Source organism: Kribbella speibonae (assembly GCF_004331375.1).
Lineage (GTDB): Bacteria > Actinomycetota > Actinomycetes > Propionibacteriales > Kribbellaceae > Kribbella > Kribbella sindirgiensis.
In genome coordinates, this window is sequence record NZ_SJKC01000001.1 from 1,663,441 (window position 1) to 1,682,040 (window position 18,600).

Annotated in this window: 19 protein-coding genes; 7 read left to right on the plus strand and 12 right to left on the minus strand. The window is 67.8% G+C overall.

Translation table 11 applies throughout. The features are described from left to right. Window positions 1-18 precede the first annotated feature (18 nt). Genes E0H92_RS08360 through E0H92_RS08370 form a run of 3 tightly spaced genes read right to left on the minus strand, consistent with a single transcriptional unit; the run spans window position 19 to window position 3,469 of the window. Window positions 19-906, minus strand: a complete 888-nt coding sequence (locus tag E0H92_RS08360) for a carbohydrate ABC transporter permease (RefSeq protein WP_131495857.1) — start codon at window positions 904-906, stop codon at window positions 19-21. Then, window positions 903-1,847, minus strand: a complete 945-nt coding sequence (locus E0H92_RS08365) for an ABC transporter permease (RefSeq protein WP_131465974.1) — start codon at window positions 1,845-1,847, stop codon at window positions 903-905. Before E0H92_RS08365 ends, E0H92_RS08360 begins: the two co-directional genes overlap by 4 nt. Beyond that, window positions 1,847-3,469, minus strand: coding sequence for an extracellular solute-binding protein (locus E0H92_RS08370; protein WP_131465976.1), 1,623 nt, complete (start codon window positions 3,467-3,469; stop codon window positions 1,847-1,849). Before E0H92_RS08370 ends, E0H92_RS08365 begins: the two co-directional genes overlap by 1 nt. 47 nt (window positions 3,470-3,516) lie before the next feature. Between E0H92_RS08370 and E0H92_RS08375 the strand changes: the two genes are divergently transcribed. The 4 genes from E0H92_RS08375 to E0H92_RS08390 all read left to right on the plus strand — a co-directional run bounded on the left by E0H92_RS08375 (window position 3,517) and on the right by E0H92_RS08390 (window position 7,281). After that, complete coding sequence (locus tag E0H92_RS08375) at window positions 3,517-4,584, plus strand: sialidase family protein (protein WP_131495858.1); 1,068 nt, start codon at window positions 3,517-3,519, stop codon at window positions 4,582-4,584. 14 nt (window positions 4,585-4,598) lie between these two features. After that, on the plus strand, window positions 4,599-5,528 hold the full coding sequence (locus tag E0H92_RS08380; RefSeq protein WP_202873538.1) for a dihydrodipicolinate synthase family protein: 930 nt from the start codon (window positions 4,599-4,601) through the stop codon (window positions 5,526-5,528). A 27-nt stretch (window positions 5,529-5,555) separates the two neighbouring features. Beyond that, window positions 5,556-6,266, plus strand: a complete 711-nt coding sequence (locus E0H92_RS08385; protein WP_272948846.1) for a FadR/GntR family transcriptional regulator — start codon at window positions 5,556-5,558, stop codon at window positions 6,264-6,266. Window positions 6,267-6,420: 154 nt separating this feature from the next. Then, the gene (locus E0H92_RS08390) at window positions 6,421-7,281 is read left to right on the plus strand and encodes a type IV toxin-antitoxin system AbiEi family antitoxin domain-containing protein (RefSeq protein ID WP_131495860.1); all 861 of its coding nucleotides are present in this window, start codon (window positions 6,421-6,423) and stop codon (window positions 7,279-7,281) included. Between the two features lie 106 nt (window positions 7,282-7,387). On the opposite strand, the gene E0H92_RS08395 is transcribed toward E0H92_RS08390, so the two are convergent. The 5 genes from E0H92_RS08395 to E0H92_RS08415 are packed head-to-tail and all read right to left on the minus strand — an operon-like array spanning window position 7,388 to window position 13,339. Then, window positions 7,388-9,028, minus strand: coding sequence for a DNA repair helicase XPB (locus E0H92_RS08395; RefSeq protein ID WP_131286177.1), 1,641 nt, complete (start codon window positions 9,026-9,028; stop codon window positions 7,388-7,390). 45 nt (window positions 9,029-9,073) lie between these two features. Beyond that, window positions 9,074-9,721 carry a DUF6000 family protein gene (locus E0H92_RS08400; protein WP_131495861.1) on the minus strand — a complete coding sequence of 216 codons (648 nt, stop codon included), beginning with the start codon at window positions 9,719-9,721 and terminating at the stop codon, window positions 9,074-9,076. A 29-nt stretch (window positions 9,722-9,750) separates the two neighbouring features. Continuing rightward, complete coding sequence (locus tag E0H92_RS08405) at window positions 9,751-12,033, minus strand: helicase-associated domain-containing protein (RefSeq protein WP_131495862.1); 2,283 nt, start codon at window positions 12,031-12,033, stop codon at window positions 9,751-9,753. 5 nt (window positions 12,034-12,038) lie between these two features. Then, window positions 12,039-12,560, minus strand: a complete 522-nt coding sequence (locus E0H92_RS08410) for a kinase (RefSeq protein WP_131495863.1) — start codon at window positions 12,558-12,560, stop codon at window positions 12,039-12,041. Beyond that, window positions 12,557-13,339: a GNAT family N-acetyltransferase gene (locus E0H92_RS08415; protein ID WP_131495864.1), complete on the minus strand. Its 783-nt coding sequence runs from the start codon at window positions 13,337-13,339 to the stop codon at window positions 12,557-12,559. Before E0H92_RS08415 ends, E0H92_RS08410 begins: the two co-directional genes overlap by 4 nt. Before the next feature lie 107 nt (window positions 13,340-13,446). On the opposite strand from E0H92_RS08415, the gene E0H92_RS08420 reads away from it, so the two are divergent. Then, the gene (locus E0H92_RS08420; RefSeq protein ID WP_131495865.1) at window positions 13,447-14,196 is read left to right on the plus strand and encodes an alpha/beta fold hydrolase; all 750 of its coding nucleotides are present in this window, start codon (window positions 13,447-13,449) and stop codon (window positions 14,194-14,196) included. A 38-nt stretch (window positions 14,197-14,234) separates the two neighbouring features. On the opposite strand, the gene E0H92_RS08425 is transcribed toward E0H92_RS08420, so the two are convergent. Further along, window positions 14,235-14,585 carry a DUF427 domain-containing protein gene (locus E0H92_RS08425; RefSeq protein WP_238153141.1) on the minus strand — a complete coding sequence of 117 codons (351 nt, stop codon included), beginning with the start codon at window positions 14,583-14,585 and terminating at the stop codon, window positions 14,235-14,237. 72 nt (window positions 14,586-14,657) lie between these two features. Between E0H92_RS08425 and E0H92_RS08430 the strand changes: the two genes are divergently transcribed. Then, window positions 14,658-15,530, plus strand: coding sequence for a LysR family transcriptional regulator (locus E0H92_RS08430; protein WP_131495866.1), 873 nt, complete (start codon window positions 14,658-14,660; stop codon window positions 15,528-15,530). Between the two features lie 84 nt (window positions 15,531-15,614). Then, entirely contained in the window at window positions 15,615-15,797 is a 183-nt protein-coding gene (gene dmpI / locus E0H92_RS08435) for a 4-oxalocrotonate tautomerase DmpI (protein ID WP_131466001.1), read from the plus strand. Between the two features lie 27 nt (window positions 15,798-15,824). On the opposite strand, the gene E0H92_RS08440 is transcribed toward dmpI, so the two are convergent. Genes E0H92_RS08440 through E0H92_RS08450 form a run of 3 tightly spaced genes read right to left on the minus strand, consistent with a single transcriptional unit; the run spans window position 15,825 to window position 18,519 of the window. Next, window positions 15,825-16,595: a metallophosphoesterase gene (locus E0H92_RS08440; RefSeq protein WP_238173346.1), complete on the minus strand. Its 771-nt coding sequence runs from the start codon at window positions 16,593-16,595 to the stop codon at window positions 15,825-15,827. Window positions 16,596-16,614: 19 nt separating this feature from the next. Then, complete coding sequence (locus tag E0H92_RS08445; RefSeq protein ID WP_131466005.1) at window positions 16,615-17,850, minus strand: Nramp family divalent metal transporter; 1,236 nt, start codon at window positions 17,848-17,850, stop codon at window positions 16,615-16,617. Window positions 17,851-17,910: 60 nt separating this feature from the next. Continuing rightward, window positions 17,911-18,519 carry an SIMPL domain-containing protein gene (locus E0H92_RS08450; protein ID WP_238173347.1) on the minus strand — a complete coding sequence of 203 codons (609 nt, stop codon included), beginning with the start codon at window positions 18,517-18,519 and terminating at the stop codon, window positions 17,911-17,913. Window positions 18,520-18,600: the final 81 nt, after the last annotated feature.

Consider the following 18,600-nt stretch of genomic DNA (forward strand, 5'->3'; position numbering starts at 1 on the left):
GCCCTGGGCAACCCCGGATCAGCCCTTCACGGCGCCGGTGAGCACACCCTTCGCGAAATGCCGCTGCAGGAACGGGTAGATGATCAGGATCGGCACGATCGAGACCACCAGGATCGCCATCTGGATCGATGCCTGCGGCGGCAGCAATTCGGTGCCGAGCTCCGCGCTCCCGAGCTGGGTGTCGTTGATGACGTACGTCCGCAGTACCAGCTGCAACGGCCAGAGCTTCGAGTCGTTCAGGTACAGCAGCGCGGAGAAGAACGCGTTCCAGTACGCCACCGCGTAGAACAGGCCGATCACCGACAGCACAGCCTTCGACAACGGCAGCACGATGTTGGTGAACGTCTTCAACTCACCCGCGCCGTCGATGCGCGCGCTCTCCGTGAGCTCGTTGGGCAGGTTCATGAAGAACGCCCGCAGTACGACGACATTGAACGCGCTGATCATCGTCGGCACGATCAGCGCCCAGACACTGTCCAGCAGCCCGGCGCCCTTGACCGTCAGGTACAGCGGGATGATGCCGGGGGAGAACAGCATGCTGAACAGCACGACCAGCAGGATCGGCCGCCCGGCGACGAAACTCGGCCGGGACAGCGCGTAGGCCAGCAGGCACGACACGGTCAGGCTGAGCAGCGTGCCGACGATCGTCACGAAGATGCTGACGAACAAGGCCCGCGTCACAACGCCGCCCGCGAACAACGACTCGTACGCCGCGAAGCTGATCGACTTCGGCAGCAGCACCAGCCCGCCGGACTCGTTGATCTGCTTGTTCGGCGCCACGCTGGTCGAGATCACGCCGACGAACGGGACGATCACGACCGCGCAGAAGACCAGCAGCACCAGTCCCTTGAAGATCCGCATCGGCCAGCCGGGCATCGGCACGCCCTGGACGATCTTCGTACTCATCGCTGGTACACCCCTTGCTCGCCGAAGATGTGTGCCACCTTGTTCGCCGTCAGCACGAGGATCACGCCGACGATGCCCTTCACCAGGCCGACCGCCGCCGCGACACCCCAGGCGCCACCGAGTACGCCGTTGTTGTAGACGTACGTGTCCAGTACTTCGCTGACGTCCCGGCCGACCGCCTGCTGCTGAAGGATGATCTGCTCGAACCCGACGGTCAGCGAGTCGCCGAGCCGCAGGATGAACAGCAGGATGATGATCCCGCGCAGACCGGGCAGTGTGACGTGCCACAGCTGCTTCATCCGGCTCGCACCGTCCACACTCGCTGCCTCGTACAGCTGCGAGTCGATCTGGGACAGCGCCGCCAGGAACAGGATGGTCGCCCAGCCGGTGTCCTTCCAGATGATCTGCGACGTCAGCAGCACGTGGAACAGTTCGGAGTTCCCGATGATGTCGATCGTCGACAGGTCGTGCGACCGCAAGTAGTTGTTCAGCAGACCGCTGCCGCCGAGCATCTGCTGGAACAGCGCGACCACGATCACCCACGACATGAAGTGCGGCAGGTACAGGATGCTCTGCGCGATCCGCTTGATCCGCTCCGAGAACAGCGAGTTCAGCAGCAGCGCGAGCAGGATCGGCGCCGGGAACACGAAGATCGACTGCAGGCTCGTGAGGATCAGAGTGTTCTTCAACGCCCGCAGGAACGCCGGGTCGCCGTTGAAGATCACACTGAAGTTCTCCCAGCCCGACCAGTCGCTCGCGCTGATCCCGAGGAACGGCTGGTAGTCCTTGAACGCGATCACGTTGCCCAGCAGCGGTACGTAGTGGAACGCGATGATCAGCGCGATCCCGGGCAGCGCGAACAGCAGCAGCACGCGGTCCCGCAGCAGCCGCCGGCCGAGGCTCAGCTGCTGCTGCGGGCGCGTCTTGTTTCGTTGCAGCATTACTTCCCTGCCGTGTCGGCGTGCGCCTGCTCGAGCTCGGTGCGGATCTTGTCGCCGCCCGCGGCCTTCCAGGACTCCACGCCAGCCTTCCAGTCCGAGACCGGCTTCTTGCCCTGCACGATCTGGCTCTCCAGGTCGTTCATCGTCTTGACCAGCTGAGCCCACTTCTTCGACCCGGTGTCGGAGTACAGGCCGTACGACGCGTCGTACACCAGCCGCTTCGCGAACTTCTCCTGGATCGCGTGCTGCTTCGTCGGCACGTCCGGCTTGCCGGCCCAGTACAGCGCCAGCGTCGAATCGCTGATGTACTGCAGGCCGATCCCGGTCTCCACGGTGCCCACCTTGGTCGGCACCGGGTCGGTCCCCTTCAACGTGTAGTGCCGGCCCGCGACGCCGTACTTGCGGAACAGGTACTCCTCGGTGCCGAACGGCGCCGCCATCCAGTTCGCGATCTTCAGCAACGTCTCGGCGGAGTGCGTGCTGCTCTTGCTGAACGCCGTCACGTTGTTCAGCGCCCCGCCCATCCAGGGCGTGCCCTCACCGCTGTCGAAACCCGGTACGTCGAGCATGTTCACGGCGAACGCATCGCCCGCGGTGTTGTCGTTGTAGTACTGGTTCCAGGCCACGAAACTGTCGTAGTCGAACGCGGCGCTGCCGCCGTTGAACCACTGCTTGCGGGCGCTGGCCTTGTCGTTGAAGGCGTCCGGGTTCACCACGCCGGCGGCGACCATCTTGCGGCCCGCCTCGAGGGCCTGCTCCTGCGCCTCGTGCTCGTACATCGAGGTGAACTTGCCGCCGTCCTGCTTCCAGACGTTCGGCATTCCCAGCATCATCCGGATCGTCGACAGCGGCACCCGGGTCCAGGCCCACTTGTTCTCCTTGGCCGCCGTCATCTCCTTGGCCAGGTCGAAGAACTCCTGGAAGGTCTTCGGCGCCGGGTCCTTGATGCCCTTGGCGGCGAGCAGGTCCTCGCGGTACAGCACGCCCGACGTCCGGGACATGCCGCGCGGCACCGGGACGCCGTAGATGGCGCCGTTGAAGACGCAGCCCTTCCAGAACTCGGTCGGGATGTTCGCCAGGAACGGGTACTTGCTGATCGCGTCACCGGACAGGTGCTCGGTCAGGTCCATGCACTTGGACTTCACCAGGCCCGGGATCTGCGGCGTGTCCGGCGGGATGTTCAGGATGTCCGGCAGGTCACCGCCCGCGATCCGGGTCGCGAACTTGTCCTTGTACTCGTCGTTCGACGCCATGCTGATCTGCAGTTCGGAGCCGAGCCGCTGGTTGAGCTGCTGCCAGAACTGGTTCTTGTCCACGGCGGGCGGGATGGCGCCCGGGATGTTCGTCATGAACGTGATCGGCTTGCCGTCACCAGGAGCCTCGGCAATCGCCTTCACCGGGTTCGCCGGGTACTTCAGGAAGCCGTCCAGCACAACGTCGGTCCCGGGCAGGTCCGGCGTGATCTCGCCGTACTTCGTGTACGTCGGCAGCTTGACGGCCGCGTTCGCCACGGCGGTGTTCTTCTTGTCGGACGCGCACCCCGCCAGCAGCGGCGTACCCGTGACCGCGACAGCGGCGGCGGCCAGACCACCGCCGAGGAATGTTCTTCTGCTGACCGGCATGAGGCCTCACTTCCATCGGAGGGCCACACCATGACATAGTACGTCCTATGTCTTCAAGAGTCGGCGCACTTTCGGTGCCAGTCTTCGATCCGGCGGGCAGCGGGTACCACACCTTCCGCATCCCGTCCGTGCTCGCTCGCGGCGCGCTGGTGCTCGCGTTCTGCGAGGGCCGGCTGCACGGGGCCGGCGACGCGGGCGAGATCGAGGTCGTACTGCGACGTTCGCTCGACGGCGGGCTCTCGTGGCTGCCGTTGCAGGTGGTGTCGGCGGCGCCGGGCAAGACCTGTGGAAACCCGGTTCCGTTGGTCGACCCAATATCGGGGGACATCGTTCTGGTGACGGTGCAGAACGGCGCCGACGCGGTCGAGATGTCGCTTGCCCGGGGCACCGATCCCGTCGACGGGCGGCGGGTGTTCGTGCAGCGGTCCGCCGACGACGGCGCGACCTGGAGCCCGGCTCGTGAGATCACGGCGGAGGTGAAGCGGGGCGATTGGGGCTGGTACGCGACGGGCCCGTGCCACGGCATCACGCTGCGCTCCGGGCGGCTCGTCGTACCGGCCAATCATTCCTTTGTGCCGTCCTCTGCTGTCGAGGATTTGGTGCGGCTGAACGGCGGGCACTGCATCTACAGCGACGACGGCGGCGTCTCCTGGTCGATCGGTTTCGTGGACAGCAACGACGGCGCGGAGATCAACGCGAACGAGACCGCCGTCGCCGAACTGCCGGACGGCCGGCTGTACTTCAACGCCCGCAACCACCAGGGCACCGGCCCGGCCCGCGTCCACGCCTGGTCGTCCGACGGCGGTCAGACCCTCGATGCGCCGTACGCCGGGATTCCTGAGATCACCGCACCCGGTATCCAGGGCAGCGTGCTGTGCCTGCCCGACGGGCGGTTGCTGCTGTCCACACCCGTGAACCCCACGTCCCGCCGGGAGCTCACCGTCTTCGTGTCCGCGGACTCTGGCGTGTCGTGGGAGCCGGCCCTGGTCGTGCACGAGGGCATGGCCGGGTACTCCGATCTGGTGCTGCTCGCCGACGGCTCCGTCGGCATCTTCTACGAGGCCGGTGAGACCTCCTCGTTCGCGACCTTGCGCTTCACCACATTCGCCCTCTAAAGGTTGGAGACGTTTTGACCGCCCAGTTGACCGGCGTCGTACCGCCGCTCGTCACCCCGCTCACCCCGACGTACGACGTCGACACCGCATCGCTGGCCCGGCTCGTCCAGCACCAGCTGTCCGGGGGTGTGAACGGGGTGTTCGTGCTCGGCACCTCCGGCGAGGGCACGTTCCTGACCGACGAACAGCGACAGGTCGTGCTGGAGACGACCGTCGCGGAGGTGGCCGGACAGGTGCCGGTGCTCGCCGGTGTCATCGACACGTCGACCAATCGGGTCGCTGCGCATGTTTCTGCCGCGTTGAAGGCCGGTGTGGACGGTCTGGTCGCCACTGCGCCGTTCTACGCCGCCACCCACCCCGCCGAGATCGAGCGCCACTTCGTACGGCTTTCAGAGCTGGCTGCTGACACCCCGCTCTACGCCTACGACATTCCACCCCGAGCGGGCACCAAACTCCCCGCTTCTCTTATGACATCCCTGGGCGAACAGGGCGTGATTGCTGGGGTCAAGGACTCGTCCGGCCAGGAGACGTCGCTGCGGGAGCTGGTGCTGTCCCGTCGCGAGAAGGGCCTGAAGGACTTCGCGATCATGACCGGGTCCGAGGTGACCGTCGACTCCGCGCTGGCGTTCGGCGTCGACGGCGTCGTCCCTGGTCTGGGGAACGTGGACCCGGCCGGGTACGCGCGGCTGTTCAAGGCCGCGGCCGGCGGTGACGCGGCGGCGGCGCGGGACGAGCAGGACCGGTTGTTCCGGCTCTTCGACATCATCAACGTGGCGGACCGGTCCCGGATGGGGGCGAGCTCGGCCGCACTGGGCGCCTTCAAGGCGGGCCTCTACCTGTTGGGCGTGATCGACTGCCCGGTCACGGCGTACCCCTCGATCCCGTTGAACGACACGGAGATCGCCGCGATCCGACCGCTCCTGGATCGCGCCGGATTACACTGAGCGATCCGAGTCAAAGGGAGGCCGGCAGTGACAACGGGTGGGCTCAGCCGGGCACGTGGTGCGGCAGGGAATCAGTCTTTTATCCGGGACGCGATGAAGTCGTACATCCTGGAACGCGGTCTGAAGGCGGGTGACCCGCTGCCGAACGAGCAGGACCTGATGGCGCAGCTCGGTGTCGGCCGGCACCCGCTGCGCGAGGCGATGAAGGCGCTGCAGGCGGTCGGCATCATCGAGATCCGGCACGGGTACGGCACGTACGTCGGCGAGGTTTCACTGCAGTCCCTGGAGGACGGGCTCGCGTTCCGCATGTCCCAGTCGATGGCCGGCGACCTCCGCGACGTCCAGAACGTCCTGGAGGTCCGCCAGGCCATCGAGGTCGGCCTGGCCGACGACGTGGTCGCCCACTTCAAGGAGCACGGCTACGACGCCCTGGAACCCATCGTCGAACGCATGGAAGCGAAGGCCGCCGAAGGCAACTACTTCCCCGACGAGGACTGGGCCTTCCACCAAGCCCTCTACGAACCCCTGGGCAACGCCCTCGTCATCGACCTCCTGTCAGTCTTCTGGCGAACCTTCGCCCAGGTAGACGCCCGCCTCCCCGGCGCCCGCTACACCCCCACCGACGCCGCCACCTGGCACCGAGACCTCCTGAACGCCCTCCAAACCGCCAACCCAGACACCTACGCCCACTCCATGAAGTCCCACTTCAACGGCATCCACACCCGCCTCGGCGAATAGCCCGGCAGCTCGACAGTACGTATACGTCCACTGCAGGCCGGTGGCTGGGCAGCTGAGCGTGCAGGGGGCGTGCTGTGGAGCGACACCTCCTGTCGAGCTGCCGCCTGTGGATGAACAAAAGCATCGGACGGGCAAGTTCAGGCACCATCCCGGGATGGAATCTGTCGATCGGATACTGGCGCGCCGGGGTGGTTGGGCCACAGCCTCCGAGTTGGCCGTCCTGGTCACACGGCACGCTGTCGCGAAGGCTGTCTCGCGCGGCGATATCCAGCGGATCGCGTTGGGGATCTACGCGCTCCCAGGCCTCCCGGCCGAGATGGTCGCTGCACTCGCCTATGACGGCGTCCTCTCGCACACAAGCGCGGCGGCTGCATCCGGCCTTCCTCTGCTGGTGACACCGGAGAAACCCCACCTGATCTTGCCGCCGCATCGCCGTCCGCGACCGGGTCCACCTGCTGTGCTGCATTGGGCCGATGTCAGTTCGTCCGAGCGCCAGAAGCGAATCACTTCGCTGCCCCGGACCGTCGTCGACTGTTGCCGCCTGTTGCCGTTCGCCGAGGCGCTTGCTGTCGCCGACGCTGCCCTCGCCACCCGGCATCTGCATCCGGAGGAGTTGCTTGCCGAGGTGTCTGCGATGCGGGGTGCCGGCTGCCCGAATGCTCGTCAGGTCGCCGCCGCGGCAACTCCGTTCGCCGGGAGTTTCCTGGAGTCGATGCTCCGAGCGCTCCTGATCGATGCGGGCGTCGACGGCTTCGAGCCGCAGGTTCTGGTCTCGCACGACGGGTTCCATGCCCGGGTAGATCTTGGTCATCGCGTTGCCAGATTGGCGCTGGAGGCTGAGGGCTTCGAGTTCCACGGTTCGCGACGGGATTTCGCGGCCGACTGCTACCGGTACGACGAGCTGAACACGGCCGGCTGGCTGGTGCTCCGGTTCACCTACGAGCAGATCATCGGCGACCCGGCCTGGGTTGTCGCCACCGTCCGCGCGGCCCTGGCTCAGCGGCTCGGCGCGTGAATGTCCGGCAGCTCGACAGTACGTATACGTCCACTGCGGTGGAATGCTCGGTCGGGTGAGCGTGGCGATCTGCCCACCGAGCTGACACCTCCTGTCGAGCTGCCGATCAGGCGAAGAGGTTTTCGGCGTCGACGATGGTGTAGGCGTAGCCCTGTTCGGCTAGGAAGCGTTGGCGGTGGGCGGCGAATTCGGCGTCTATGGTGTCTCTCGCGACTATGGAGTAGAAGCGGGCGGTGCGGCCGTCGCCTTTGGGGCGGAGGACCCGGCCCAGGCGCTGGGCTTCCTCCTGGCGGGAGCCGAAGGTGCCGGAGACCTGGATCGCGACCGACGCCTCGGGGAGGTCGATGGAGAAGTTGGCGACCTTGGAGACCACCAGCCGCTTGATCTCACCGGTGCGGAAGGCCTGGAACAGCCGCTGCCGTTCTTTCACGGTCGTTTCGCCCTTGATCACCGGGCATTCCAGGCGTTCGCCCAGCTCGTCCAGCTGGTCGATGTACTGGCCGATGACGAGCAGCGGCTCGTCGGCGTGGTGCTCGGCGATCCGCCGGACCAGCTTCGACTTCGCCGGTGTGGAGGCGGCCAGGCGGTAGCGGTCCTCGGGCTCGGCGGTCGCGTACACGAACCGCTCGGTCTGCTCGAGATCCACGCGGACCTCGATGCAGTCCGCCGGCGCGATCCAGCCCTGCGACTCGATGTCCTTCCACGGTGCGTCGTACCGCTTGGGACCGATCAGCGAGAACACGTCGCCCTCGCGGCCGTCCTCGCGGACCAGCGTCGCGGTCAGTCCGAGCCGGCGACGGGTCTGCAGGTCGGCGGTCATCCGAAAGATCGGAGCGGGCAGCAGGTGCACCTCGTCGTACACGATCAGGCCCCAGTCGCGCGCGTCGAACAGCTCCAGGTGTGTGTAGACGCCCTTCCGGCGCGTCGTCATCACCTGGTACGTCGCGATCGTCACCGGCCGGATCTCCTTGCGCGCACCGGAGTACTCGCCGATCTCCTCCTCGGTGAGGCTGGTGCGCTTGAGCAGCTCGTCCTTCCACTGCCGCGCGGACACGGTGTTGGTGACGAGGATCAGCGTGGTCGCGGATGCCTGCGCCATCGCGGCCGCGCCGACGATCGTCTTGCCGGCGCCACAGGGGAGTACGACGACACCGGAGCCGCCGTGCCAGAACGAGTCGGTCGCCTGCTCCTGGTACGGGCGCAGCTCCCAGCCGTCCGTCACCAGGTCGATCTGGTGTGCCTCGCCGTCCACGTACCCGGCCAGGTCCTCGGCCGGCCAGCCGAGCTTCAGCAGGGTCTGCTTGAGGTGACCGCGCTCCGACGGGTGCACCAGGACGGTGTCGTCGTCGAGCCGGGCGCCCAGCATGGGCTTCACCTTGTTGCTGCGCAGTACCTCTTCCAGCACCGGCCGGTCGGTCGTCACCAGCACCAGACCGTGCTGCGGGTGCTTCTCCAGCCGCAGTCGCCCGTACCGGTCCAGCGTCTCCGCGATGTCGACCAGCAACGAGTGGGGGACCGGGTACCGGCTGTAGCGGAGCAGTACGTCGATCACTTGCTCGGCGTCATGTCCCGCGGCCCGAGCGTTCCACAGGCCCAGCGGTGTGAGCCGGTACGTGTGCACATGCTCCGGCGCCCGCTCCAACTCGGCGAACGGCGCAATGGCCTTCCGGCACTCACCAGCGTCCGCATGCGCCGTCTCCAGCAACAAGGTCTTGTCCGACTGCACGATCAAAGGACCGTCCGACACCCGCAACTCCTATCTTCGCCCCGACCCTCCATTGTGCCTCGTCCCTCAAACGGGCTTGGACTTGGCGGCCCGGTGCTCCTCCTGCAGTTGGCGGTGCTCCTGCTTCAGCCGCTTGCGCGTACCCGGGTTGCCCCCGGCGGCGAAGATGACTTCGGTGCGGATCTGGTCCACACCGGCTGACAGGTCGTCGTCGGCAGAACCCGGCCAGCGCTCCCACGGACCGTCTTCACCCAGGAAGCGCTGGGCGTGAGTGGTTCCCAGCTGCTCGTCGAGGTACAGGAGAGTGGCCAGCGCCTCGCCCTGACGCTGGGTCTTGTAGCCCTCCGGCTCGACGGGCAACGTGAGGGCGTGGTCGAGGTAGGCGGCGAGGATCAGGGCGTCGGCCTCGGTGCCCAGACAGGCCAGCGGCGTGCAGAAGCTGTAGGTCCAGCCGTAGCCGCAGGGCCGGCCGGCAAGCATGTCTCTTTCGATCCGCGGACGGAGGTCCGCGCGCTTCGCGGAGGAGATCAACCAGATCGCAACCATGAAGGTCCGCCAGCCGCCGGCGTCCAGCATCAGGTTCAGGTCTTTCGCGGGTGCCAGCCGACCGCCCCACCGGAGGCGGAACTGGTACCACGCCTGCCGCGGTCGCGGCCAGATCCAGGCGCGGACGATCAAGGGCATGTAGCCGCCGTTCGGGGACCAGCGGAACATTGCCCAGAATGCCCGATCGTCGTCGTCCCTCATTCGACCGGCCGGGCGGTGGAGATTCGGTGGAGGGCGTAGGTGCGGGGGGTTTCGGTGGTGTCGTCGTACGCCGTCAGCCAGCCGTCGGCGACCCGGACGGGTTCTACGACGCGTTCGGAGGAGTGGCCGTTGTGGTCGACGTAGGCGATCCAGGTGCGGGTGTGGGCCTCGGCGGCGTTGGTGAGGACGGCGATGGTTTCCGCGGGGGCGGCGGGTTCGATCAGGCCGTCGTCGCCGGGGCGTTCGGCGGCGATCCGGTCGCCGGCGCGGACCTTCTCGATGACCGCTTTCACCTGGTCGTCGGTCAGGTCGAACGCGCTCTCGTTGAAGTCCCGGCTGGTCCGTCGACGCGGCGCCTCGCCCCGCCGCGGCGTACCGGTCACATGCAGCGCACCGTCGAACGTCTCCGCCAGCGGCGCCAGCCCGGCGTCCCGCAAGCGGCTGAGCACCATGTCCGGTGGTGACGGCGACACCACCACGGTCGGCGCCAGTCGACGGAACCGCACGCCAGGCAGGTTCGAGTTGAGCAGCTGGGTCAGCACGTTCTCATCATCACACCGCAGGTACGTCGACGCGGTTCCCAGCCGCAGTACGCCGTGCCGTCGGGCAACGTCGTCGATCAGGTACGCCAACGGCTGGGGCACCGGTGTCCGTGAATGCTCCGCCAACCACGCGTGCAACTGCTCCGCGGTCCGCCCGAGGTCGAACGCACGCCGGACGGAGCTCTCACTGAACCGGTAGACGCCGGCGCCACCGTCCGACTCGACGTCCGCCATTGCCGACAGCTCATCCTGCACGGTCCGCACCAAGGGCCCAGGAGCCACCGCAGTGAGGTCAGCCTGCAGCAGCACCTCAGACACCGGCTCTGGCATCAACGGACTGATCGCCTCGGCCAGCTCGTCAGCAGTTGGCTCAGGTCCCAGCAACGGCTTGGCATGTGCCGCCAACGCGCCCAAACCAGTCAGCCCGAGTAGTGCGGCCTCTGACACGCTCCACTCGACCAGGTCGTCCCGGAACTGCCCACCGCGCCGTGGACGATGCCAAGCCACCCACATCACCACGGTCTCCGGAGCCGGCGCAGTACCCGCTCCAGCCTCGGCCAGGGCCTGCAACGCCAGCACCCGGATCTCCGGCGCCAGCAACCGCTCCAGGTCCGGTGCCAACGCGTTGATCAGCCGCTCTCGTGCAGCCGCAGTACTGCCGGTGCTGTCGCGCCGCCCGATCAGTCCGATCGCTCTGAGGCCGGAGAACCACGCCATGACGAGCTGAGCCCACCGATGCGCCAGGTCCAGCTCCAGCCAGTCGTCGTATGCACTGGTCGGCAGCCACAGCTCAGTGGTCCCGACCTCCACCGGGGCAACGAGCCCAGCTGCGTAAGCCATCTCCAGCACCGCAGCAGCGGTCTGCTCTTCCGCACCGATCTTCCCGGCCAGGCTGCGCACCTCACGGACGCCGACGCCACCAGTGCGCAGTACGGGCGGCGGCTCGGTCCCCAGCTGCTCCAGAGCTCGGTCAACCAGCCGTACCAGGTCGAGAGCAGCGCCAGCCGCAGCTCGGTCAGCTATAGCGGCCGACACCTTCTTACCGGCCAGCGGCGGAGGTACTGGACGCGTCGACGCCAGCACCCGCCCGCCCCGCAAGTGCAGACCGATCTGCCGCGGCAGCACGACCGTATTCGCGTCCCTGGGTACGACGAGGCCGCGCGCCAGCAGCCGCTCCACCGGCGTCCGCGCCGACGCGATCGTCACGGGTCGGTCGGCCTTCTCCACCGAGCCGGTCGGCGGACCCCAGGTGAGCTTGTCGAGTACGGCGCGCGCGTCCGGGCCGGCGTCGTCGATCAGTTGGTCCAGATCGCCGAAGTGCCGCGTCGTACTCGGACCGAGCCCGGCAGGCGTCGGGCCGAGCAGTTCGTGCACCGCGCGGATCGGCCGCAGGTCGTCCTCGGTACCCCAGACCAGAGCGAGGTCCAGCAGCTCGGCCACCCGCGGCCGGACCACCTCCTCCGGCTGGTCCACGCCCTGCGCCAACGACTCCAGATCCACCGGCTCCGGCAGCGCGGACAGCGACTCCAGCAGGTCCACACCGAACTCGTCCAACCGGTTGATCGCGCGCGCGGCCGACGCGTTGCTGGTGACCCGCGCAGCCAGCTGCCCAGTGTCCGCAGGAATCGGCTGCGCCAGGTCAGGTCGTCGCCGCAGCAGCTCACCGAGCGCGGCGTCGCCCCAGCCCCGCAACGCCTCAGCGAGGGTACGGGGGCGGATCGGCTCGGTCGTGCTCATCCCTACTACGGTACGGGATCCGCCTCAAGGTCGGTCAGGATCTTCGCGACGGTCTCGTCCAGCGCGCTGCCCGGGCCGATCACGGTCTGCTCGATCCCGTCGAGTACGTCGTGCTCCCGGTACCAGTCCTGCATCACGTCCGGGCCGAACTCACGCCGGTTGTCCCGGGTCCCGTGCCGTACGACGGTCTCTGCGAACGGGATCTCGAAGTAGTAGTGCAGGGTCGTCCCGCGGTGGTCGGACGTGAGCTGTCGCAGCATGTCGCCGTACCGGCCGGCGTCCAGGATCCCCTCGAGGATCACGTCGTACCCGTGGTCGAGCGCGTAGCGGACGTTCAGGTCGATCAGTCCGATGTTGACGCCGCCCGGGACGTCGCGCTCGCGGAGCAGGATCCTGCGGAGGTGGTCCTGCTCGACCCACGCCGTACCGCGGCCGAGGCGTTCGCGCAGCGTCCGGGCGGTGGTCGACTTGCCGGAGCCCGAGTTCCCGCGCAGTACGACCAGCCGGGTACTAGGGCTCCCGGTCACTCAGCTGCTCCGGCGTGTCCGATCCGGTGGAAGCCGACGCGCTCGTAAACCGCTGCTACCGCGTCTGACTCGGCGGACAGCAGCACCAGGTCCACACCGTTGTCCAGCGCGTGCTCGACCAAAGCCGAGGTCACTGCGGCAGCAAGGCCGCGGCGACGCATGGAAGGCAGTGTGCCGACGCCGACGATCTCCGTGGTCGAGTCGACCGGCTGGTGAGTACCGCTGGCCACCATGCCTTCGTCGGTGAACGCACCGGCCGTTACCGACACACCTCGGAGAGCCCTGCTCTGCAGTGCCAGAACCATGTCGGTCGACATCTCGGCGGCCGCGGAATCCCTCTCGGTCGCTCCGGCCTTGCCGACGCCCGTGCCCGGCTCACTGAAGGCGAGTCCGGCAACCGCACGGGCCTGCCGGACCACCTCCTCGTCAGCGGAGAGGATCTCGCAGCGAGCATCGGCCACGGCAGGGCGGAAGTCAGCCCGCTCCAGCACCAGCAACGGGTGCTCGACCACAGTCAGGCCGGCTGCGGCCGCAGCGTCGCCCAACGAGGGACAGGTCTCCACGACCCACTCGAAGCTCAGTGGGAGCCCCAGCTCGGCACACCGGGCGCGCACCAGTTCAACGTCGGCCGGCTCGATCTTCACCTCGGCGCCGGGCACCGGGCGCGCGTAGTACGGCCAAACCGTCGTACTGCGGAACAAGGTGAACGGCCCGACCTGTTCGGCGACCGAACCGGACAACGGGACCCTGTGGAGGTAGTCATCAACTCTGGTGATCATCGCGAAGCAGTGAACCACCCAGATAGCCCACGCGCCACCACATATGTCGAAGCGGCCGAAGCGGCTCCGACGTCCCCACGTCAGCAACGACGACGGAGGAGCAGCAGATGGAGAAAGTGACGTCCGCGGACGGTACGACGATCGCCTACGACCGCCTGGGCAGTGGGCACCCACTGATCCTGGTCGGGGGAGCACTGTGCGATCGGCACGCGCTCCGGCCGCTGGCCGACGAGCTGGCGAACCACTTCGACGTCGTGACGTACGACCGCCGCGGCCGCGGTGACTCCGGTGACAGCACGCCGTACGACGTCCAGCGCGAGGTGGACGACATCGCCGCGCTACTGACAGCTGTCGGCGGTACGGCGGCCCTCTACGGCCACTCGTCCGGTGCGGGACTGGCGGCGATCGCAGCGAGCCGGCTGCCGTTCACCAAGGTCGTGCTGCACGAGCCGCCGTACGGACCCGACGACGTGGACCCTTCGGACGACGGTGAGCAGGTGCTCGAACTCATCCGGGACGGCCAGAACCGGGAAGCGGTCGAGCTGTTCCTGCTGATGACCGGCATGCCCAAACCCGAAGCACTGCAGGTGGCCGCCGCCCCGGGCGTGGCCGAGCTGGCGCCGACGCTCGCCTACGACTTCGCCGTCATGGGCCACGAAGGCACCACCCCGGTCGAAACGCTCCGGGCGATCACGCCGCCGACTCTCGTGATCGCCGGGACCGCGACCGCGCCGTTCATGCTCGACGCCGCGCACCGCATCGTCGCGATCCTCCCGCACGCGACCCTCACGGAGCTACCCGACCAGAGTCACGTCGTACCGCCGGAGCTGCTCGCTCCGGTGATAGGGCGTGTCTGATGGTTCCCCGCCTACTGCGCGGAACCATCAGACACGCCCTAGGGGATGATCTCGATCGACACCTTGTCGGGGTAGAACGCGAGGTGGTCGCGGATGTCGGCGACCGCGTTGTACGGCTGCTCGTACGTCCAGACCGCGTTCTCCAGGTCCGGGAGGATCGAGTAGTACGACGCGTCGCCCTTGTACGGGCAGTAGGTCTGGTGCTCGGTGCGCTCGAGCAGCGTGAGGTCGACGTCGCCCCGCGGGATGTACTGCACCGCGGGGTAGCTCGCCTCCTGCAGGGACAGCGCGTCCCGGGTGTCCGCGATGACCTGGTCGCCGACCTTCACGACCACACGGTCCGGGTTCTTCTCCACGGTGATCGGGTGGTCCGGTCCGGGAATCTTCACAGTCTTCTCCGCCATAACCGCTGACAACCCGGCCCGCGCTCGCCCCATTCCCGGATCCGCGATGATCATCAGATGGAGTTACGGCAGATCCAGTACTTCGTCACCGTCGCCGAGGTACTCAACTTCGGCCGCGCCGCCGAGCAGCTCGGTATCGGCCAGCCGGGTGTGAGCCAGCAGATCGCCCGTCTGGAACGCGAGCTGGACGTCCTGCTCTTCGACCGCTCGGCCCGCGCCATCCGCCTCACCGAGGCGGGACAACGGTTCCTGCCCGCCGCCCGTGCCGTACTCGCCTCAGTCGAAGCAGCTCGTACTGCGGCCACCGGCAACCCCGCGCGAAGCCTCCGCCTGGGAACCAGCACCGGACTGGGCGAACGGCTCGAGACCGTTGTCGCCGAGCTCTCCGCCGGAGGGCTCCACGTCGAGCTGATCAGCACCTCGACCCGTGCTCGCCTCGACCGCGTCCGCAGTGGCCAACTGGACGCAGCCTTCGTCCGCGGACTCGACGAGGCAGCCGGCCTGGAGTTCGTCCCGGTCTGGGACGACGCACTCCTGATCGCTCTTCCCAGATCAGCCGCCCCGGACCACGAGATCCCGCTGAAGGACCTCCGCGAGCTGCCGCTCCGGATCACCGAACGCCGTACGAACCCGCCGCTGGTCGACCTGGTGCTGTCGGCCTGCGCGGCCGCGGGTTTCGAGCCGGTGCTCGGCCCGCGCTCCAGCAGCCTGCAGGACACGCACGCCGCGATCGGCGCCGGCAGCCCGAGCTGGACGGTCATCTACGAGTCACACGCGCGCCTGCTCCGCGAAGGACGGGTCGTGTTCCGGCGACCGGAGCCGCGGCTCGCCTTGACCACGAGCCTCGTGGTTCCGGCCGGTACGACGGTCGGCGGCGATCTCGCCGTACTGCTCGAGGCGTGCCGGAAGGCGTCCGATCAGTTCGAGTGATGGGAGGACATCGGAACTGCCGCTCGTTCCCGGCGGCCGGGAGGACTGGAATGGGCTCAGAACCCCACAACGAAAGGAAATCCGATGCCCATCGTCACCGTCCTGCAAGGCCCGCGGACTCCGGAACTCAAGCGCGACCTGGTCCAGAAGGTCACCGACGCGTTCGTCGACAGCCTCGGCGTCCCGGCCGAGAGCGTCCAGGTCTGGATCCAGGAGACCCCACCGGACAGCTGGTCCGTCGGCGGCACCCTCACCGCTGACAAGTAGGCCCACCGGCTGCGAACGGTGGTCGAGTCACTCAGCGGTGAGCTCGACCACCAGGCACGGCCCGCCGTCGAAGGCGCCGCCGTCGATGCCCAGGGCAAGACCTTCGGCGTACAGATGCGGGCCGGTCAGGAACTCCGGGTCGATGCCGAGCTGATCGGCGACGATGCTGTGGCCGTGCACGATCCGGCGGCCGCCGAGGTGCTGGAGCAGGATCCGGGCCACTTCCGGGCCGCTCGGGCCGCGGAACGCGTACCGCGACGTCGTCCGGCGCCAGATCTCCCACCACACCTCGATGTCGTCGGAGTGCAGCTCGGCTCCGGCCGCGGCGTTGATCTGGTCGATCGTGTCGCCCCACTCGACGTACTCGGCGGTGTCGGAGTGCATCAGCAGCTGGTCGGAGTCCAGGGCGAGCAGCGGCTGGTCGAGCAGCCACGCCACGTCGTCGTCGGTGAGCAGCTCCTGGTCGCGGTCCTGACCGCCGTTCAGGGCCCAGGAACGCTCGAAGCTGCGCAGTGTGATGCCGTCGTGCGGGACGAACGTGTCGCCGAACTTGTACATCCCGAGCGCCAGGATCTCGTGGTTGCCTAGCAGCATCCGGATCGCACCGTCGGGCGCCTGGCCGATCAGGCCGCGGACGTACCGCAGGACGCCGATCCCGTCCGGGCCGCGGTCGAAGAAGTCGCCCAGGAACCACAGGCGGGTGTCCTCGTCACCGGCCCAGTTGCCGTCGGCATCGGTGAGGCCGGCGGCGTGCAGTGCGGCAGTCAGTTTCTCCAGGTGGCCGTGGACGTCGCTCACGGCGAACACCCGCGTCACGTCATCCCCGAACGGTCAGCACGATCAGTACGACGTTGAGGGCCGTGACGGCGGTGGCTACCAGGCATGCCGCGAGAGTAGTCGCCTTCCGGTTGACCAGGTCACCCATGACGCGCCGAGAAGCGGTCAATCTCACCAACGGCCACAGCGCGCACGGGATGCCGAAGCTGAGCACGACCTGCGACACCACCAGTGCGCGGCTCGGGTCGATGCCGATCGCAAGGATCAGCAGCGCGGGGATCAGCGTGATCAGGCGCCGGACCGGGAGCGCGACGTGACGTTTCCAGAAGCCGTCCAGGATGACCGAACCGGCGTACGTCCCGACCGAGGAGGAGGCGAAACCGCTGGCCAGCAGCGCGAGCGCGAACAGTAGTGCCGGTAGCTGGCCGAGCCGGTCGCCGATCGCGACGTGGGCCGCGTCGAGGGAGTCGGCGCCGGTGCCCTTGAGAGCAGCCGCGGCCAGCACGACCATGGCCAGGTTGACCGCTCCGGCCAACGCCATCGCCACCGCCACGTCGACGCGGGTGGCGCGCAGTACGCGGGACTTGCCGCTGTCGGAGCGGATGGTCTTCCAGTGCCGGTCGGTGACCAGTGCGCCGTGCAGCCAGATCGCGTGCGGCATGACGGTCGCGCCGAGCATTCCGGCCGCGAGAACGAGTGAGTCGGTACCGTCCAGCCGCGGCACCAGTCCGCCGACCACACCGCTCGCGGACGGTTCCGACTTGATCGTCGACACCACGAAGCCGACCAGTACGACCGCGAGCAGGCCGATGATCGCGGCCTCGAACGGCCGCTGGCCGCGCTTCGACTGATAGATGAGCAGCGCGAACGAGACGATGCCGGTGATCACGCCGCCGAGCAGCAGCGGGATCCCGAACAGCAGGTTCAGCGCGATCGCGCCGCCGACGACCTCGGCCAGGTCGGTCGCGATCGCGACCACCTCGGCCTGCGCCCACAGCCCGGTCGAGGTGGACCGGCGGAAGTGGTCACGGCACAGCTGCGGCAGGGTTCGTCCGGTCGCAATGCTGGCCTTGGCCGCCAGATACTGCACCAGGACGGCCATCAGGTTGGCGCCGACGACCACCCAGCACAGCAGATAGCCGTACGTCGCACCGGCGGCGATGTTGGTGGCGAAGTTGCCCGGGTCGACGTACGCGACAGCAGCGACGAACGCCGGTCCGAGCAGTAACAGCCCGGATCGACTCAGTTGCCGCCGTAGCGGAGCCGGTGCGTACATGAGAGCAGTCTGTACGACGCCGCCGACAACGCAACCCCTGTGCTCGATTTGAGACGCGCGTTACGCCCAGGCGAAGTGCACCTGGAGCGAGACGACGACGTTCTGCTCGTCGGGGACGATGTTGATGGCCGAGTCGTACGCCTTGGACGCGGACATCCGGATCTCCGGGCCGCCGAGCGGCGTGTGGGCGTTGTTCTCGGAGATCGCGGTCACCGAGCCGAGTGAGAAGCCGGCCAGGCCGGCCAGGTGCGCGGCCTTCGTCTTGGCCTGCTGGAACGCCAGCTCTCGCGCCTGGATCAGCAGGTCGGTCTTGTCCTCGATGTCGAACTGCAGCCCGTGCAGCGCGAGACTGTTGCCGACAGCATCCACGGCCGCGTTCAGCAGCGCGCCGAAACCGGTCAGGTCCTTCGTCTCCACCAGGACCGTGTGCGACGCCCGGTACGCCGGGTCCGTGCCGGGCTCCCGGTACTCCTGGAACACGTTCACCGAGCTGGTGCCCAGCTGCGACTCCTGGACCCCCTGTGCCCGCAGCGCCGCGATCACCGCGTCCGTGCGCTCGCCGACCGTCGCCACAGCGGCCGCGACATCCGGTGCGACCTGTTCGACGCCGAACGTGACGCGCAGGATGTCCGGCGTACCACTGACCTGTCCTGACCCGACAACACTCACCCCTGTGTCCATAACGGCCAGTTTGGCATCACCTGCAAGTCATCTGGGCATCTCACACTGCAGCATCGACTTTCGAGCTGA